General features: G+C 69.5%; 18 protein-coding genes and 1 pseudogene. 12 read left to right on the forward strand and 7 right to left on the reverse strand.

Features of this window, described 5'->3' with window-relative positions:
• Positions 1-390 (reverse strand): annotated as a pseudogene (locus O7632_RS15920) (hotdog domain-containing protein); the annotation flags it as partial.
• Between the two features lie 138 nt (positions 391-528).
• On the opposite strand from O7632_RS15920, the gene O7632_RS15925 reads away from it, so the two are divergent.
• Complete coding sequence (locus tag O7632_RS15925) at positions 529-1,581, forward strand: hypothetical protein (protein WP_278115193.1); 1,053 nt, start codon at positions 529-531, stop codon at positions 1,579-1,581.
• A 36-nt stretch (positions 1,582-1,617) separates the two neighbouring features.
• Here the strand turns inward: O7632_RS15925 and O7632_RS15930 are convergent, their stop codons facing one another.
• Complete coding sequence (locus O7632_RS15930) at positions 1,618-2,769, reverse strand: AraC family transcriptional regulator (RefSeq protein WP_278115195.1); 1,152 nt, start codon at positions 2,767-2,769, stop codon at positions 1,618-1,620.
• A 712-nt stretch (positions 2,770-3,481) separates the two neighbouring features.
• Here O7632_RS15930 and O7632_RS15935 point away from each other — a divergent pair.
• On the forward strand, positions 3,482-3,832 hold the full coding sequence (locus O7632_RS15935; protein ID WP_278115197.1) for a hypothetical protein: 351 nt from the start codon (positions 3,482-3,484) through the stop codon (positions 3,830-3,832).
• A gap of 78 nt (positions 3,833-3,910) precedes the next feature.
• Here the strand turns inward: O7632_RS15935 and O7632_RS15940 are convergent, their stop codons facing one another.
• Positions 3,911-4,108 (reverse strand): DUF397 domain-containing protein, encoded by a 198-nt coding sequence (locus tag O7632_RS15940; RefSeq protein WP_278115199.1) that lies wholly within the window; start codon positions 4,106-4,108, stop codon positions 3,911-3,913.
• Positions 4,095-4,880, reverse strand: a complete 786-nt coding sequence (locus O7632_RS15945) for a helix-turn-helix transcriptional regulator (RefSeq protein ID WP_278115201.1) — start codon at positions 4,878-4,880, stop codon at positions 4,095-4,097. The genes O7632_RS15940 and O7632_RS15945 overlap by 14 nt, the downstream gene beginning before the upstream one ends.
• A gap of 394 nt (positions 4,881-5,274) precedes the next feature.
• Here O7632_RS15945 and O7632_RS15950 point away from each other — a divergent pair, with 394 nt between their 5' ends.
• The 3 genes from O7632_RS15950 to O7632_RS15960 all read left to right on the forward strand — a co-directional run bounded on the left by O7632_RS15950 (position 5,275) and on the right by O7632_RS15960 (position 6,737).
• Complete coding sequence (locus O7632_RS15950) at positions 5,275-5,694, forward strand: hypothetical protein (protein WP_278115202.1); 420 nt, start codon at positions 5,275-5,277, stop codon at positions 5,692-5,694.
• Between the two features lie 20 nt (positions 5,695-5,714).
• Complete coding sequence (locus O7632_RS15955; RefSeq protein ID WP_278115203.1) at positions 5,715-6,482, forward strand: Sir2 family NAD-dependent protein deacetylase; 768 nt, start codon at positions 5,715-5,717, stop codon at positions 6,480-6,482.
• A 69-nt stretch (positions 6,483-6,551) separates the two neighbouring features.
• Positions 6,552-6,737 carry a hypothetical protein gene (locus O7632_RS15960; protein WP_278115205.1) on the forward strand — a complete coding sequence of 62 codons (186 nt, stop codon included), beginning with the start codon at positions 6,552-6,554 and terminating at the stop codon, positions 6,735-6,737.
• Positions 6,738-6,866: 129 nt separating this feature from the next.
• On the opposite strand, the gene O7632_RS15965 is transcribed toward O7632_RS15960, so the two are convergent.
• The 3 genes from O7632_RS15965 to O7632_RS15975 form a co-directional block, all read right to left on the reverse strand.
• The gene (locus O7632_RS15965) at positions 6,867-8,291 is read right to left on the reverse strand and encodes a PH domain-containing protein (RefSeq protein ID WP_278120093.1); all 1,425 of its coding nucleotides are present in this window, start codon (positions 8,289-8,291) and stop codon (positions 6,867-6,869) included.
• 128 nt (positions 8,292-8,419) lie between these two features.
• The gene (locus O7632_RS15970; RefSeq protein ID WP_278115206.1) at positions 8,420-8,941 is read right to left on the reverse strand and encodes a PH domain-containing protein; all 522 of its coding nucleotides are present in this window, start codon (positions 8,939-8,941) and stop codon (positions 8,420-8,422) included.
• Between the two features lie 18 nt (positions 8,942-8,959).
• A complete protein-coding gene (locus O7632_RS15975) occupies positions 8,960-9,223 on the reverse strand; it encodes a hypothetical protein (protein WP_278115208.1) in 264 nt (87 codons plus the stop codon).
• Between the two features lie 303 nt (positions 9,224-9,526).
• Here O7632_RS15975 and O7632_RS15980 point away from each other — a divergent pair, with 303 nt between their 5' ends.
• The 7 genes from O7632_RS15980 to O7632_RS16010 all read left to right on the forward strand — a co-directional run bounded on the left by O7632_RS15980 (position 9,527) and on the right by O7632_RS16010 (position 16,609).
• A complete protein-coding gene (locus tag O7632_RS15980; RefSeq protein WP_278115210.1) occupies positions 9,527-10,714 on the forward strand; it encodes a MoxR family ATPase in 1,188 nt (395 codons plus the stop codon).
• 92 nt (positions 10,715-10,806) lie between these two features.
• Positions 10,807-11,733: a DUF58 domain-containing protein gene (locus O7632_RS15985; RefSeq protein WP_278120095.1), complete on the forward strand. Its 927-nt coding sequence runs from the start codon at positions 10,807-10,809 to the stop codon at positions 11,731-11,733.
• Positions 11,730-12,680, forward strand: a complete 951-nt coding sequence (locus tag O7632_RS15990) for a VWA domain-containing protein (RefSeq protein WP_278115212.1) — start codon at positions 11,730-11,732, stop codon at positions 12,678-12,680. Before O7632_RS15985 ends, O7632_RS15990 begins: the two co-directional genes overlap by 4 nt.
• A gap of 452 nt (positions 12,681-13,132) precedes the next feature.
• The gene (locus O7632_RS15995; protein WP_278115214.1) at positions 13,133-13,840 is read left to right on the forward strand and encodes a beta-ketoacyl-ACP reductase; all 708 of its coding nucleotides are present in this window, start codon (positions 13,133-13,135) and stop codon (positions 13,838-13,840) included.
• A 50-nt stretch (positions 13,841-13,890) separates the two neighbouring features.
• The gene (fabI, locus tag O7632_RS16000) at positions 13,891-14,658 is read left to right on the forward strand and encodes an enoyl-ACP reductase FabI (RefSeq protein ID WP_278115216.1); all 768 of its coding nucleotides are present in this window, start codon (positions 13,891-13,893) and stop codon (positions 14,656-14,658) included.
• 83 nt (positions 14,659-14,741) lie between these two features.
• Positions 14,742-15,833 carry a ferrochelatase gene (locus tag O7632_RS16005; RefSeq protein ID WP_278115218.1) on the forward strand — a complete coding sequence of 364 codons (1,092 nt, stop codon included), beginning with the start codon at positions 14,742-14,744 and terminating at the stop codon, positions 15,831-15,833.
• Entirely contained in the window at positions 15,833-16,609 is a 777-nt protein-coding gene (locus O7632_RS16010) for an HAD-IIA family hydrolase (protein WP_278115220.1), read from the forward strand. Before O7632_RS16005 ends, O7632_RS16010 begins: the two co-directional genes overlap by 1 nt.
• The last annotated feature ends 12 nt before the right edge of the window (positions 16,610-16,621 follow it).

Raw genomic sequence — 16,621 nt, forward strand, 5'->3', positions numbered from 1 at the left:
CGCGCCCTCGACGAACCGGTGCCGGTCGACCAGGACCCGATCAACGGTTCCTTCGGCGACAGTGGTGGATCCCTCGGTGACCACGACGTCGAAGCCGAGCCGCCGGCCGTCCACGGTGGCGAGTTCGGCGTGCGCCGCGACGGTGCGGCCGACCGGAGTGGGTGCCCGGTGGTCCAGTTCGACTCGGGTGCCGACGGTGGTCGTCCCGGTCGGGAGCCGGCTGGCGGTCGCGGCTACGGTCGCCGCCTCGGCGAGCGCCAGGACCCGGGGTGTGCCGAGCACCGGTACGTCGCCGGAGCCGAGGGCCTGGGCGGTGTCGGCATCGGTGACGGTCAGCTCCACTCGGGCGGTCATCCCTGGTACGAGCCCGCTGTCCGGCGTCTGCTCCATGAGCTGTCAGCCTAGGCGCTCGACCCGCGGTGGGCCACGAACACCGACCGCGCGTCGAGCGTGGGCCAGGTTTCGCAGACTCCGCTGTGGGGCGGGGCGGCCCGGTCTTCCGGGCCGCCCCACTACAGCTGTTGTCGCATGCGCGACGAGGTGATTGCGTGCGGCGGCGCGCGGTTGCCATTCTGTGACTCCTACGCAGAAGGGTGTCACAGAATGATCATTTATCCCAAGTGGACCGGTGACACCGACAGCCTCGGGCAGATCAAAGACCGACTGGAGATCGAGGAGACCGTGGCGACCCTGCTCCTCCAGCCGGGGCAGCAGGCCGACGGCTACGACGGTACGGCGGTGCGAGCTTCCCACCCTCCGGTGGACAACTACGTCATCGGTCATGGCGTGGCGGGCCTGCCCCACTGGTTCTCGGGCGACGTCCTGGCCGGCAACCTGGTCGCCCGCGGCCTTCAGACCGGCGACCGGATCTGGCTGGTCTGCTGCTCCGCCGCGGAACCACTCACGGTGGACGACAGCGCCGCGCAAGAGCTAGCCACCGGGCTCGGCAAGCTCAACGTCCCGAACGTCGTCATCTTCGCCTCCCGTGGGTACGTCAACTGGAACGCCGGCGGACCGCTCCTGATCAGGGACTACGTCACCAGTGACGTCGAGGTCAAGAAGGCGGGGAAGGCGTGGACGAGGGCCGAGGACAAGGCGTGGAACGCGTACGTGGCTGACCTGAGAAAAGCCATCACCGGCGCCCTGGCGAAGGTCCCCGCCGATCATCTCGTCACCGTCCACGGCCTGATCGACGCCTTCGCCACATCCGCCACGAGAAACGCCAGCGACCTGTCAGGGCGTGTGGCGAAGGCAGCGCCCAAGGTCGACCCGGAAGCGGCGCGGAAGGTCTACGTCACGGTCGTCAACGATGCGTCGCCGCGCGAGGATCCGAGCCGCGCCGAGCAGCACCGGCGGTGGTCCGAGGCCCTGCGTGGACTGCTCGCGGACGTGCACACGCAGGTGACCGACCTGCTGCGCGGCAAGGCCGCCGCCGGACAGGAGGTCAGCCAGGCGCGCGCCACCCTGTACGCCGCGCTCGGTAAAGCCTGGCCCGCCTACAGCACCGGATACTACGACCGCCTTCGCGCTCTGGCCGCGTCGAGCGGCAAGTCGATGCCCTGGGAACAGTTCACCAGCTGACCGGCGACGTCGTGTCGGGCAGCCGAGGGATATCACTCATCCGGGCTCTCTTGATGAGCGTCGGGACCATGTCGCTGACCCGCCCTGAGCGGCGGTGCCACGAACCTGCGCCGGGGAGACGCCAAAGTACTGTTTGAAGTCCCGGGCGAACTGGTCGGGGCGCAGGTATCCGTGCACGGCCATGATGGTCTTGACTGGTGTGTCAGCCATCGAGGGATCTCGCAGGCTGCGGTGCGACGCCTCGAGGCGTAGCCGTTTGAGCAGCTGCATCGGTGTGGTCCCGGCTTCTTGGAACACCTTGTAGAGGTAGCGCGGTGACACGTTGGCGATCTCGGCGAGCCGATCGGGGTCGAAGGTCGGGTCGTTGAGGTGCCGACGAAGGATGGTGCGGAACGATGCCATGCGCAGTAGTTGTCGGGTGCGTGGAGTGAATCCGAACGGCTGGCTGAGCCGCTGGCGGATCAAGCCGACCGCGCATTCATGGAGGGCGGCTGCGAGAGCTGGTTCGTCTTCCTGATCGACGGAGGTGCCAGCCAGTTCGATGAGGAATTGTGCAACCAGGCTACGTCCGGGCAGGCTTCTCGGCAGGGCTGTGCCGACGAGCGGCGCGACCACGGCGCGGGCCATCGGTATCAGTGCTCGCGGAAACGTCAGCATGACCAGCTGCATCGACGTCGGGCCGGTCGGGTGCGTGGCCTGCCATGGGCGGGACAGGTCGTATAGCGCGATGTCCCGGGCACGGAACAATACTTGTGTGCCTGCCTGATCCATCCGGGCACCGCCGTTGACACTCAGGAAGATTCGGTAGCATTCGGGGTCGCGAACTCTGATCAGACGGTCGGTTCGGTGCCCGGCTAGTTCGGTGTCGGCAGCCCAGGTCACCGCCTCGATCTTGAATTCGCCGATCTCGGTGACTGCCATCACCGCGACCAGCTTGCCTGGCGCGCGGCCGTGGATGGCCACCGGGGCGAGTTCGGCAGCGACACCCGCCTGGACGTGTTCGTACCGGTCGAGCGGGTGCACCGACCTGGTGTCGTACAGTACATACATCGAAATTCCCTGCTGCTTCAGCGTCACGGTATATCCAGTATGGAGCGGACGCGGCGACGCGGAGTTGGCTGTGGATGCACAACCGGTCGTGGACTCTTGATCACGGCAGAGGCTGGCCAGCGCGAACTCCGATCGCACGACCGGTAGCGCCTCCTGAGCCGCGTACGTGTCGTACCGCAGGTGTCGTTGTGCCGCCGGGCATCGTCACCGCAGTGCGGATTGTGGCGCGGCGTCAGAGAGTGAAGAAGTTCTTGAGTAGGGCCGCACGCCGTGTCCGTCGTCCAGGGTTGTTCTGGCCCTGAACAAAACGCCCGTATCAATGCTTTTCGGGCGTCGCACAAATTGTCCGTCGACGACTCGGACAATTTGTGCGACCTTAGTATCGGGTCGTAATGATAACTATTCACGATTGCATATGGTGATAGATCTGGCAGCCGAGAAACCTTGACATTGCAGATGTGGTCCGCCTGAGGATCCACGACGTATCTATGCGTTACCGCTGAAGATCGCATTCGTTTGGACATCGACCGTTGTTGTGCGGTCGGCCGGGCCGCCCGACGTCGAAGGGATGCGAGTTGTCTGGATTTCCCGTGCACCCCGTGATTGAGGCCCAGAAAGCTTTGAAATCGCTCTACCGCCGTGGATTCAGAGGCTATGCGAATCGAATGGATCTAGGGGTAGTGTGCCCCTGTAAGCTCCATGTCAGGTTCCTCGATCCTAGTCCGGAGAATGCCGTACGGTATGCGAATTCGCTTATGAAGTGGGCTGACTCGCTCCCGTGTGGGAGTAGCGCCGCAGATGACGGGGACCGAGAATGGAAGTGGGGACCGCACGGGAAGCAGGGGCAAGGGTGGAGGCCAGAATCGTCCTACGAGTCGTTCCCCGAGGAGGATGGAACGGCGGGGAGCGACGAAGCTGGGCCGACCTGCATGCTGATACGCAACGTATCGGAGCGGAAATCCTTGCTATCAAAGATCCGGCCAAGGTCGCGGACATTTCGACCTCCTGTGACCCTTCCAAGGGCGTCATCGAAGTTGAGGCCTACATTGAGGCGGCAAAGGAGGGTGCTGCGGTCGATTGGCTTGTGAGCGCCTTCGCCGCAGCGATGGAGGCCGTCGAACGCGGTCGGCCTGAAGGTCAGCGGCAGATCGAACTGATCAAGCGCCTTCTATACATAGAGTATTTGGATGATGGCGGATAAATATACATGACCAACTCCCGGTCACCGATGCGGTGACCGGGAGCTCGTGTCAGGTGTCCGTGGGGCGGGGGAGTGGGCTCAGGCGGTGGTCGTGGGGCGCTTCGCGTGCGTGACGAAGGCAGACCAGGCGGCCGGGCCGAACGACAACGTACCGCCGTCGCGGTCCTTGGTGTCGCGGATCAGGACCCGATCGGGAAGGTTGTCGGCGACCTCGACGCAGTTGCCGGTGCCGGTGCTGCGGGTGCTCTTACGCCAGCGTGGCTCACTTGTGTTCATGCAGCGTCCTCAGGATCAGGTCTCGGGACTGGACCACGGGCAGGGCCAGCGCGTCAATCTCCTCCCAGGCTAGTTCCAGGTGTGCCAGATCGCTACGGGCGGCCGCGACGTGGCCGGTCAGCTGGTCATCCATGTAGGCCGTCCGGCGACCGTCCGGCATGCCGGCGATGACGAAGGCACCAGCGAGCCCGACGTGGAGGCCCTCCGACTCGGCCGGGATCACCCGGACGCGCACGTGCGGCCGGTGGCCGACGTCCACCAGATGCCCGAGCTGATCCTTCAGCACCTCGCCCGGCCCCCGCCGCAGCACCACCTCGCCGATGATTGCCGACAGCCCGACCGGGTCCTCCCGGTCGATCGTGGCCGCCTGACGTTCCCGCCGCTTGGCGACCAACGCATCCACCTTCCCGGCGTTCGACGGCACCGCGGCGAAGACCGCGCGCATGTACGACTCGCACTGCAACAACCCGGGCACCAGCATCGGCTCCCAGCTGCGCAGCAAGGTCGCCCGGCGCTCCTGTTCGAACCAGGAGCGCAGCCAGGGCTGCCGGTCCTCCCGCGCGTCCTTGGCCGCCCGCTGGATCTCGTCACCGGTGCCGAAGAACCCGTCCAGCCGCTCCGCCGTGCCCTCCTGCGGAATCAGTTTGCCCGACTCGAACTGCTGCACCAGCGACTTCGACACACCGATCGTCGCCGCGAGTCGATCTTGCGCCATCTTGCGGTCGGTGCGTAACTCGCGTAGTCGCGCCGACAGGGTCGTAAGGTCATTCACGATTATCACCTCAGCTGGTGGAGTGACAGGGGCGCTATCGCTTGTGGATGGCTGCAGAGAGCTTCCCCGAATAGCGTTCGAAAGTCCAGGGTGGAAGGGACCCCGGGGGTTGAGGGCGGCCGCTTCCCCCGCCACGGCACCAACCCTCGGGGTCCCTTCCGCCCAGCTTCCACCAGGGGGATCCCCAATGCGACACGACGACGGCATCGGCAACGCGAACGGATCACGAGTGGTCCGCAACCTCGCGGCAGCCCGACGGCGAAATCTGCCAAACCGAATCCCCGGCCAACACGACACGACCGACGGGCCATGGCGGCTGTCGATGCGGAACATGCCACCGCGTCGACCGGCATCCCCGATGTCCGTACGCGCCGTCGAATTGATCAACAGACACATGCCGTCGCGGATCACGCTCGACTGCCGTACCTGCGGCACCGCCGCGTTCTGCCAGAAGTTCCGACGGGCGTTCGCCGTACTGCATCGGGTCGACGCCGCCAGGGCGCGGCGGGTGCGCGTCGTCCTGGAGTACGCCGGGCTGTGGCCGGTCGGGGCACCCGAACCGCCAACGACCGAATACGCGCCGGTACGGGTCTGCCCCGGCGACATCGTCGACGTCCGGGCCGCCGACCACGTCGACGGCGTACGGCCGATCAAGCTGGAGGTCGGCGAGGTCGGCCCCGACCTTCCGTGGCAGTCCTGGATCGTCCTGATGGGCAAGGAGATCAGCGACGACCCGCAGCACGCCGGTGAACTAATCATGGTCCGGCCGTACAAGGACGCGCTGGCCCGGCCGGGAGTCGTCGTCCGGCGGTGACGCCGGCTACCGTCGCAGGCATGAGCGGTGTACGCGACGACGTCGACATCCGTCAGGTCACCGAATGGGTCGCCGACGCCCGCCGGATCGTGGCGTTGACCGGAGCCGGCATATCCACCGACTCCGGCATACCCGACTTCCGGGGACCCAACGGCGTCTGGACCCGCGACCCCGAGGCGGCCAAACTGTTCACCCTCGACGCGTACGTCGCCGACCCGGCCATCCGCCGACGGGCCTGGCAGGGCCGCCGCGACCACGCCGCCTGGACCGCCGAACCCAACACCGGCCACGCGGCGTTGGTCGAGCTGGAGCGCGCCGGCAGACTGGCCGCCATCGTCACCCAGAACATCGACGGGCTGCACCAACGGGCCGGCAACTCACCGGACACCGTGATCGAAATCCACGGCACGCTGTACGAGGTCGAATGCCTCGGCTGCGCCGACCGTACCGGCATCGGGGAGGTCCTGGACCGGGTGGCCGCCGGCGAGGACGACCCGGCCTGTCGGCACTGCGCCGGCATCCTCAAGACGGCGACGATCTCGTTCGGCCAGTCGCTGCACGGACCGACCCTGCGGCGGGCGGCGCGGGCCGCCGCCGACTGCGACCTGATGCTCGCCGTCGGCACCTCGCTGACGGTGCAGCCGGCCGCCGGGCTGGTCGAGATAGCCGCCGAATCCGGTGCCCGCGTCGTGATCATCAACGCCGCGCCGACACCGTACGACGGAATCGCCGACGCGGTGGTGCGCGAACCGATCGGTACGGTCCTGCCGGCACTCGTCTCGGGCTGACCGGCTCTCGGATTGAGTGACTCTCGGGTTGAGCGACGCGACTCGGTCGGATCGGGACCAACGTCCCTGGTGACCGTCGCCGAACACGCCAGCCCGGGTGAAGCGACTCTGCTGGTGCTGCGGGGCCGGGTCCGGCTGGTCGCCGGAGACCGGTCCTGGCCGGGCGAGACGGGCGACCTGCTGGTCATCCCGGACGCCCGGCACGCGCTGTACGCCGACGAGGACTCGGCGGTGCTGCTCACCGTCGCCCGCTGACCGAACGCGCACCGCCGCCCCGGGTAGTCGTACCGCACGGACGGCGCGAGGGAACCCTCATTGTCGTCACGTCCCCGATTTGACGACAATGAGGGTTCCCTCGCGAAGGTTCCCGCTTGTCGGATCGGTTCAGGACAGACGCGGTCCGGCGTCACCCGACTGGCGACCGGCCGACGGGTCGGCTGTGGTGCGGGCGGCGCGGGCCCGCTCAATCAGCTCGGCGGCCAGCCACCAGGCCTCGGCCACGTCCCGGTCCTTGGCGCTGGCGCTCGGACCGCCCGCCGTGTCGGCGTGCACCGTGGCCAGCCCCAGCATCCGCTGCATCGGACCCCGTACCACCCGGATCGACTGCATCCGGGCGTACGGCACCACCGTCATGTGCCGGGTCAACAGTCCGCTGCGCACGCTGAACACCTGATCGGCCAGACCCGCGCCGAGCTTGGGCTGGGCGAGAGGGTTGAGCCAGCGGGCCCGGCGCGGCGGCGCGGTCAGCGGCAGGGTGTCCAACGCCAGCCCCGACACCACCTCGGTGAGGATGTGGTTGGCGGTGGGCAGGTCGCCGACCGGCAACAACCGGTCGGCCTGTCCGCCCTGCTCGTCGCCGACGGCGTAGCCGGCGACGTGCAGCCGCAGCCGGAGCCACTTCTTGGCCCGCCACAACAGCGGCCAGGTCACGCTGATCGCCTGGACCCGGTGCAGCGGCACCGTCTGCGACCGGGTTTCGGTCAACCCGTGCCGTACCCGCAGGCCGACCTCGTCGCGGGCGAGCCGGAAGTTCCAGTCGCTGAGCACCCGTCGTACCGGCTGCAGGATCACACCGGCCATCGCGGTCAGGGTGCTGGCGACGGCGATGAACGACCACTGGGCGTCGGTCGCGAACTGGGCCACCACGAACGCCACACCGAACGGCAGGAACATGGTCTGCGGCGTGAGCAACTGGCTGATCAGCAGATCCCGGTTGACCACGGTGTGCAGCAACCGGCCCGGCGGTGGGCCGGAGGTGTCCGGCAGCTCCGGTACGGGTTCGCCGTCGACCGGAGCGGGACCGCCGCGCCCGGACAACGCGAGCAGCCGGGCCCGCAGCGCGGCGGCGTCGGCGACGGTCAGGTACGCCAGCGGCGCTTCGGTCTTGCCGCCGCCGACGACTTCGAGCCGCAGCTCGGCCAGCCCGGTCAGCTGGGCCAGCAGCGGACGGACCACCTCGACGGCCTGCAGACGCTCCAGCGGAATGGCACGGGTCCGCCGCCAGATCAGCCCTTCGTAGATCCGCAACTCCCGGCCGACGATGTGGTAGCCGGTGTTGTACCAGCTCACCACCGCCATCGCGAGGTAGCCGAGCAGGCAGAGCGCGACCAGTAGTGCGAAGCGCCCGACCCCGACCCGGCCGAGGGTCTGCCAGGACAGCCCGACGATGATCACGACCAGGGCCTTGCCGCCCTGCAGCACCGGGCTGAGCGGATGCAGCCGCTTTCGGGGCTCCTCCGCCGGCACCGGCGGTGGGTAGGGCTGGCCGGGCATCGGGTACGGCTGCCCCGGCCCGGTGTACGGCGGCATGGCGTACGGCGCCGCCGGGTACGCCTGCGCCGGGTAGGGCGGCGGGCCGTACGGCCCGGCGGTCTGCTGCGGCTCCGGCGGCGGGGAGTCAGCCGGCGTCACCGGCTGGTGCGGCTCGACGGGCTGGTTCACAGCCCCTCCGCGCGAACCTCGCCGAGCGCGGTGAGCCGATCCCGCAGCCGGGACGCTTCCGCCGGCGGCAACCCCGGAACCCGGGCGTCACTGGCCGCAGCCGCCGTGTGCAACTGCACCGTGGCCAGGTCGAAGGCCCGTTCCAGCGGGCCGGCGGTCACGTCGACGAACTGCATCCGGGCGTACGGCACGATCGACAGCCGGCGGATCAGCAGCCCGTGCCGGACCAGCAGATCGTTGTCCCGCTCGGCGTACCCCCAGGCGAGCACGGCCCGGACCGTGGTGATCGTCCGCATCACGGTGAGCAGCACCGCCGCGCCGAAACCGACCCCGACCAGCCAGTAGCCGGTGATCGCCCAGCCGATGCCGAGCCCGGCGAGCAGCAGACCCATGCCGATGGCGAGGCGGATCAGTTCCACCCAGATCAGGTCACGGGACACCGGCTGCCAGTGCACCGTGTCCGGCCAAGGCTCCAACGGGCTGATCGGCGCGTCCGGTACGGCAGAGGGTTCGCTCACCCTTACGAGCGTAGGCGATCAATCGAGTGGTGCCACCTCGCGCAGGAATCCCCGTACCGCCAGGAACTCGCCGAGCCGCTCCCGATGCTGTCCGCACGCCAGCCAGGTCTTGCGGCGCTGCGCGTCGTGCAGCTTGGGGTTGTTCCACCGCAACGCCCAGATCGCCGACGCGCGGCAGCCCTTGGCCGAGCAGACGAGCGGGACATCAGGCCGGTCGGACTGGTCGGGCAGGCCGGCTCCGCCGGCGGTGCCGGCAGAGCCGGAATCATCGTGGTGGCTCACCGGAACCAGTCTAGGAAGCGCCGACGGACATGCCCCGGCGGGCGGCGCGGCGAAGAAGACGGCGGCGCGGCAGAGAAGACGGCCGAGACGACCACAGACTGGTCGGGCCGAAGGTGTAGCGCGCCGGGCGGCCACGGGGGAAGCCGCCCGGCGACGGCTGAATCGTACACACGCCAATCCCCCCTGTGTCTACCCACCCTGCGGTGCTTTCTCGGCCCCTGCCCAGCCTTTCCGGCAGACGTGCGAGGCTTAGTACGGCACGACCCATTCCAGACTGATGACGCCAGATGCTGTGGAGGACCGGTGGCCCAGCCGACCACGCCCGAATCGTCGACATCGACCGACCCGTCGCCGCAGCCCGGCGCTACTCCGGCCGAGGACGCCACGCTGCTCGAACGGGCGATGTTCGAGGTTAAGCGAGTGATCGTCGGGCAGGACCGGATGGTCGAACGGATGTTCGTCGCACTCCTGGCCCGAGGACACTGTCTGCTCGAAGGCGTGCCCGGGGTCGCCAAGACACTGGCCGTGGAAACCCTCGCCACGGTCGTCGGCGGCAGCTTCGCCCGGATCCAGTTCACCCCGGATCTGGTCCCCGCCGACCTGGTCGGCACCCGGATCTACCGGCAGTCCAGCGAGAAGTTCGACGTCGAACTCGGACCGGTGTTCGTCAATTTCCTGCTCGCCGACGAGATCAACCGGGCCCCGGCGAAGGTGCAGTCCGCGCTGCTGGAGGTGATGAGCGAACGCCAGGTCTCCCTCGGCGGCCAGACCCACCTGGTGCCGGAGCCGTTCCTGGTGATGGCCACGCAGAACCCGATCGAGCAGGAAGGCGTCTATCCGCTGCCCGAAGCCCAGCGGGACCGCTTCCTGATGAAGATCGTCGTGGGCTACCCGACGGACGCCGAGGAACGGGAGATCGTCTACCGGATGGGCGTCAGCGCACCCGAACCGAAGGTCGTCTTCCGGCCGACCGACCTCATCGACCTGCAGCGCAAGGCCGACCAGGTGTTCGTCCACAACGCCCTGGTCGACTACACCGTACGGCTGGTGCTGGCCACCCGTACCCCGGCCGAGCACGGCATGCCCGACGTCGCCCAGCTGATCCAGTACGGGGCCAGCCCCCGCGCCTCGCTCGGCATCGTCCGGGCCACCCGGGCGTTGGCGCTGCTGCGCGGCCGTGACTACGCGCTGCCCTCCGACGTGCAGGACATCGCCCCGGACATCCTGCGGCACCGGCTGGTGCTCAGCTACGACGCTCTCGCCGACGACGTACCGGCCGACCACGTCGTGTCGCGCATCATGTCGACCGTACCGTTGCCGTCGGTCGCCCCCCGGCAGAACGCGACGCCGATGCCCGGCCACCCGCACAGCGCGCCAGGTAACGGTCCGGGCGTGCCGGGCGGACCGGTCGGCACCGGCCCGTTCCCACCGCAAGGTGGCACCCACCCGGCGCCGACCGGCGGCGGCCACTGGCCCGGGCAGCTGCCGTGACCGGACCGGCACCCACGACGGCGGGCCGATCCACCGCAGCGCCGACGGCGGGCCGGTCCACCGCAGCGCCGACGGCGGGCCGGTCCGAGGCGGTGCTCTCCCGGCTCTACCTGACCGTCACCCGCAAACTCGACGGCCTGCTGCAAGGCGACTACGTCGGGCTGCTGCCCGGGCCGGGAAGCGAAGCCGGCGAGTCCACCGAGTACCGCCCCGGCGACGACGTCCGGCGGATGGACTGGCCGGTCACCGCCCGCACCACCGTGCCGCACGTTCGCCGTACAGTGGCCGACCGGGAACTGGAGGCGTGGATCGCCGTCGACCTGTCGGCGAGCCTCGACTTCGGCACCGCACGATGTCTCAAACGGGACCTGGTGATCTCGGCGGCGGCGGCGATGGCCCACCTGACCGCGCGCGGCGGCAACCGGATCGGCGCGGTCATCGGCACCGGTGACCCGGCCCGGGGCGGGCTCACCACCCGGCTGCCGGCCCGACCCGGCCGGCGGGAGGCCCACGGCCTGCTGCGGGCGATCGCCAACACGCCGTCGCGGCCCGGTCGCAGCGACCTCGGCGCCCTCATCGACATGCTGAACCGGCCCCCCCGACGCCGGGGCGTGGCGGTGGTGATCTCCGACTTCATGGCCCCGCCCGACCAGTGGGGTCGGCCGCTGCGCAAGCTGGCGGTCCGCCACGACGTACTCGCCGTCGAAGTGGTCGACCCGCGTGAGCTCGAACTGCCCGACGCCGGTGTGCTGGCGTTCACCGACCCGGAGACCGGCGAGGTGCACGAGGTGCAGACCGCCGACCCCCGGCTGCGCCGACGGTACGCCGAGGCCGCCGCCGCCCAGCGGTACGCGATCGCGCACACCCTGCGCGGCGCCGGAGCGGCACATCTGCGCCTGCGCACCGACTCGGACTGGCTGCTGGACATCGTCCGGTTCGTCGCCGGGCAGCGGCACGCCCGTACCCGTGGCGTCGCCCGCCCGGCACCCGCCCCGCGCCCGGAAAGCGAAGCTCGATGATTCGTTTCCTGCAGCCCTGGTGGCTGCTTGCCCTGCTGCCGGTCCTCGCCCTCGCCGGGGCGTACGTGTGGCGACAGTTCCGCCGCAAGACGTACGCGGTCCGGTTCACCAACGTGGAGCTGCTGCGCGCGTTGGCCCCCCGAGGCCTGGGCTGGCGCCGGCATCTGCCCGCCGTGGCGTTCCTGCTCAGCCTGATGGCGTTGGCCTCGGCGATGGCCCGGCCGTCGATCGACGCCGAGGAGTCGTTGGAACGCGCGACCGTCATGCTCGCCATCGACGTGTCACTGTCCATGGAGGCCGACGACGTCGCGCCGAGCCGCATCGAAGCGGCGCAGCTGGCCGCGAAGGAGTTCGTCGCGGAACTGCCGGAGGGTTACAACATCGGACTGGTCGCGTTCGCCAAGTCCGCGAACGTCCTGGTCGCACCGACCAAGGACCGCCCGGCGGTGACCCAGGCGATCGACGGTCTGGTGCTGGCCGAGGCGACCGCGACCGGTGAGGCGGTCTTCACCTCGCTCGAAGCGATCCGGATGGTGCCCACCGACGGCGCGCAGGGTCCGCCACCGGCGCGTATCGTGCTGCTCTCCGACGGATACCGCACCTCGGGCCGGTCGGTGGAGGAAGCGGCAGCGGCCGCCGCCGCGGCCAACGTGCCGGTGTCGACGATCGCGTTCGGCACCGACGCCGGCGAGGTGCAGATCGGCGGCCAGGTGCAGCGGGTGCCGGTGGACCGGTTCGCCCTGGCCGAGCTGGCCGACGCGACCAACGGATACTTCTACGAGGCCGCGTCGGTCACCGAACTCAACGAGGTCTACGCCGACATGGGCAGCTCGATCGGGCAGCGGACCGTGCCGCGTGAGATCACCCAGTGGTACGCCGGAGTGGCGCTGCTGCTGGCACTCGGCTCGGCCGTGCTCAGTCTGCTGTGGACGTCACGGCTGCCCTGACCGGCACCCGGGCTCACCCTGACCGGCACCCGGGCTCACTGGGTGCCGCTGGCCAGCACGAAGATGACGGCGATCCAGACGGCGACGAGGGTGAAACCCAGCGGGGCGACGTAACGGTTCATCGTGGGCGGGCTCCGGCGACGGGCCGACCACCCCCGACGGAGGGTGACCGGCAGGCGGGCTGACGGGCGACACGGGTAGATCGCACGGGCGCACCGGGAGCCGCGCCGAGGTCAGCGCGCTCGACCGGTGACCCGGCGGCGACTCGGAGGATCGCTATCTCGCACAGCGATCACCTCCACATGTCGTCCGGCCGTTGAACCGGGCAAGATCGTACACCCGGACCGGCGCGCCGGCACAATCACGCCACGGAGCCGGCACCCCCAGGTTACTGCTTACCAGGCGGTAGCACCTAGTCTCCAGAATCGGATCCATCACGACGAGGGGGGAACGTGGCCCGCACCGTACTGGTCACCGGCGGTAACCGGGGTATCGGCCTGGCGATCGCGCAGGCGTTCGTGAAGCAGGGCGACCGGGTCGCGATCACCTACCGGTCGAGCTTCGAGGAGCAGGCCGGCCTGTTCGGCGTACGGTGCGACGTCACCGACGCCGACTCCGTCGACCAGGCGTTCGGGGCGGTAGAAGCCGAGCTCGGGCCGGTGGAGGTGTTGGTCGCCAACGCCGGCATCACCGACGACACGCTGCTGATGCGGATGTCCGAGGAACAGTTCACCTCGGTGCTGGACACCAACCTGACCGGCGCGTACCGCTGCGCGAAGCGGGCCTCGACCAAGATGCTGCGGGCCCGCTGGGGCCGGCTGGTCTTCATCTCGTCGGTGGTCGGGCTGCTCGGTTCGCCGGGCCAGGTCAACTACGCCGCCAGCAAGGCCGGCCTGGTCGGGATGGCCCGCTCCATCACCCGGGAGCTCGGCACCCGCAACATCACCGCCAACGTCGTCGCCCCCGGCTACGTCGAGACCGACATGACGGCGGCGCTGCCGGAGGAACGCAAGGCCGAATACCGCAAGGCGATCCCGGCCGGGCGCTTCGCGTCCGTCGACGAGGTCGCCTCGGTGGTGACCTGGCTCGCCGGCGACGGGGCCAGTTACGTCTCCGGGGCGGTCGTCCCGGTCGACGGCGGCCTCGGCATGGGGCACTGACACACCCGACATCGCGACCTTCGACCTTCGACCTTCGAACGGAGAACCCTGTGTCCGCACTGCTGGCCGGCAAACGGCTGCTCGTCACCGGCGTCATCACCGACCAGTCGATCGCCTTCTCGGTGGCCAAGCTGGCCCAGGAGAACGGTGCCACGGTCGTGCTCACCGGCTTCGGCCGGATGTCGCTGGTACAGCGGATCGCCAAGCGTCTGCCGGTCGAGGCCCCGGTGATCGAACTCGACGTCACCAGTCCGCAACACCTCGCCGGCCTCGCCGACCGGGTCCGGGAACACGTCGACGGGCTCGACGGCCTGGTGCACTCCATCGGGTTCGCCCCGCAGAGCTGCCTCGGCGGCGGTTTCCTCGACGCCCCCTGGGAGGACGTGGCGACCGCCCTGCACGTCTCCACCTACTCGTACAAGTCGCTGGCGATGGCGGCGTTGCCGCTGATGGGACCGGGCAGTGCGGTCGTCGGACTCACCTTCGACGGCACCGTGGCCTGGCCGGTCTACGACTGGATGGGGGTGGCAAAGGCCGGCCTGGAGTCCGCCTCCCGCTACCTCGCGGTGCATCTCGGTCCCAAGGGCATCCGGAGCAACCTGGTCTCCGCCGGTCCGCTGCGCACCATGGCGGCGAAGTCGATTCCGGGCTTCGAGGCGTTCGAGAACGCCTGGACCGAGCGGGCTCCACTGGGCTGGCAGCTGACCGACCAGGAACCGGCGGCGCGGGCCTGCCTGGCGCTGCTGTCGGACTGGTTCCCGGCCACCACCGGCGAGATCGTGCACGTCGACGGCGGCTACCACGCCGTCGGCGCCTGACCGCGCGCCACCCGTGATCGGCCGGCCGGGTCGGCCCTGGGGTGGCTGCCGGGCCGCCGGGCCCGACCAGCGACAATGTGAGCATGTCGTACGACGCACTGGTCCTGGTTTCGTTCGGTGGCCCGGAACGCCCCGACGACGTGATGCCGTTCCTGCACAACGTCACCCGGGGACGTAACGTGCCGCCGGAGCGCCTCGCAGAGGTCGCCGAGCACTATCAGCACTTCGGCGGGGTGTCGCCGATCAACCAGCAGTGCCGGGACCTGCTCGCCGCGATCCAGGCCGACTTCGCCGCCAACGGGCTGGACCTGCCGGTCTACTGGGGTAACCGCAACTGGCACCCGATGCTCGCCGACACCGTCGCGCGGATGCGCGACGACGGGGTGCGCCGCGCGCTCGCCTTCGTCACCAGCGCCTACGGCGGCTACTCGTCGTGCCGGCAGTACCAGGAGGACATCGCGGCGGCCCGCGCCGCAGTCGGCCCGGACGCCCCGGTGATCGACAAACTGCGCCAGTTCCACGACCACCCCGGCTTCGTCGAGCCGCACGCCGAGGCGGTGCGCTCCGCGCTGGACACCATCGACCCCGCGCTGCGTGGCCGCACCAGGCTGATCTTCACCGCCCACTCGATCCCGAACTCGATGGCCGCGGCGGCTGGTCCCGATGGCGGCCGGTACGAAGCGCAGCTGGCCGAGACCGCCAGGCTGGTCGCCGCCGCGGCCGCCCCCGATCTGCCGTACGACCTCGTCTGGCAGAGCCGCAGCGGCCCGCCGCAGGTGCCGTGGTTGGAGCCGGACGTCAACGACCACCTGTCCGCCCTCGCCGAGCGCGAGGTGGCCGCCGTGGTGGTCAGCCCGATCGGGTTCGTCTCCGACCACCTGGAGGTGGTCTGGGACCTGGACACCGAAGCGGCGGCGACCGCCAAGGATCTCGGCCTGGTCTTCGTCCGGGCCGGTACGCCCGGTGTGCACCCCAGGTTCGTCAGCATGGTGCGCGAACTCGTCGACGAGCGGATCCATCAGGACGAGCGGATCCATCAGGACGAGCGGATCCACCGGCCGGAAACCGGGTCGCGACAACGGCTGGGTACGCTGCCGATCTGGGACACCTGCCCGGTGAACTGCTGCACCCCCGCCATCTCCGCCCCCGCCACCTCCCCTCGGAGCACCACGTGATGGATCGCAAACCCGTCGAGAGCTGGCTCACCGACATGGACGGTGTGCTGGTGCACGAGGGCCAGCCGGTGCCCGGCGCGCCCGAGTTCATCAACCGGCTCCGGTCCTCGGGTAAACCCTTCCTGGTGTTGACCAACAACTCGATCTACACCCCTCGGGACCTGCAGGCCCGGCTCACCCGGATGGGTTTCGACGTACCCGAGCAGGCGATCTGGACGGCCGCGTTGGCGACCGCGCAGTTCCTGGCCGCGCAGCGGCCGGGCGGCACCGCGTACGTGATCGGTGAGGCCGGGCTGACCACCGCCATGCACGCGGTCGGCTACATCCTGACCGACTACGCCCCGGACTACGTGGTGCTGGGGGAGACCCGGACCTACAGCTTCGAGGCGATCACCAAGGCGGTCCGGCTGATCAACGACGGGGCGCGGTTCATCTGCACCAACCCGGATCCGACCGGGCCGTCCATCGAGGGCGCGTTGCCGGCCGCCGGTTCGGTCGCCGCGATGATCTCCAAGGCGACCGGGGTGGAGCCGTACTTCGTCGGCAAGCCGAACCCGATGATGATGCGGTCGGCGCTGAACACGATCGACGCGCATTCGGAGAGCACCGCGATGATCGGCGACCGGATGGACACCGACGTGCTGTGTGGGCTCGAAGCGGGGCTGCAGACCATCCTGGTGCTGACCGGGATCAGTAGCCGGACGGACATCGACCGATACCCGTACCGGCCGTCCCGGATCGTGCCGTCGGTGGCCGACCTGATCGACGAGATCTGACCCGCCCCGGTC

Source organism: Solwaraspora sp. WMMD406 (genome assembly GCF_029626025.1).
GTDB lineage: Bacteria > Actinomycetota > Actinomycetes > Mycobacteriales > Micromonosporaceae > Micromonospora_E.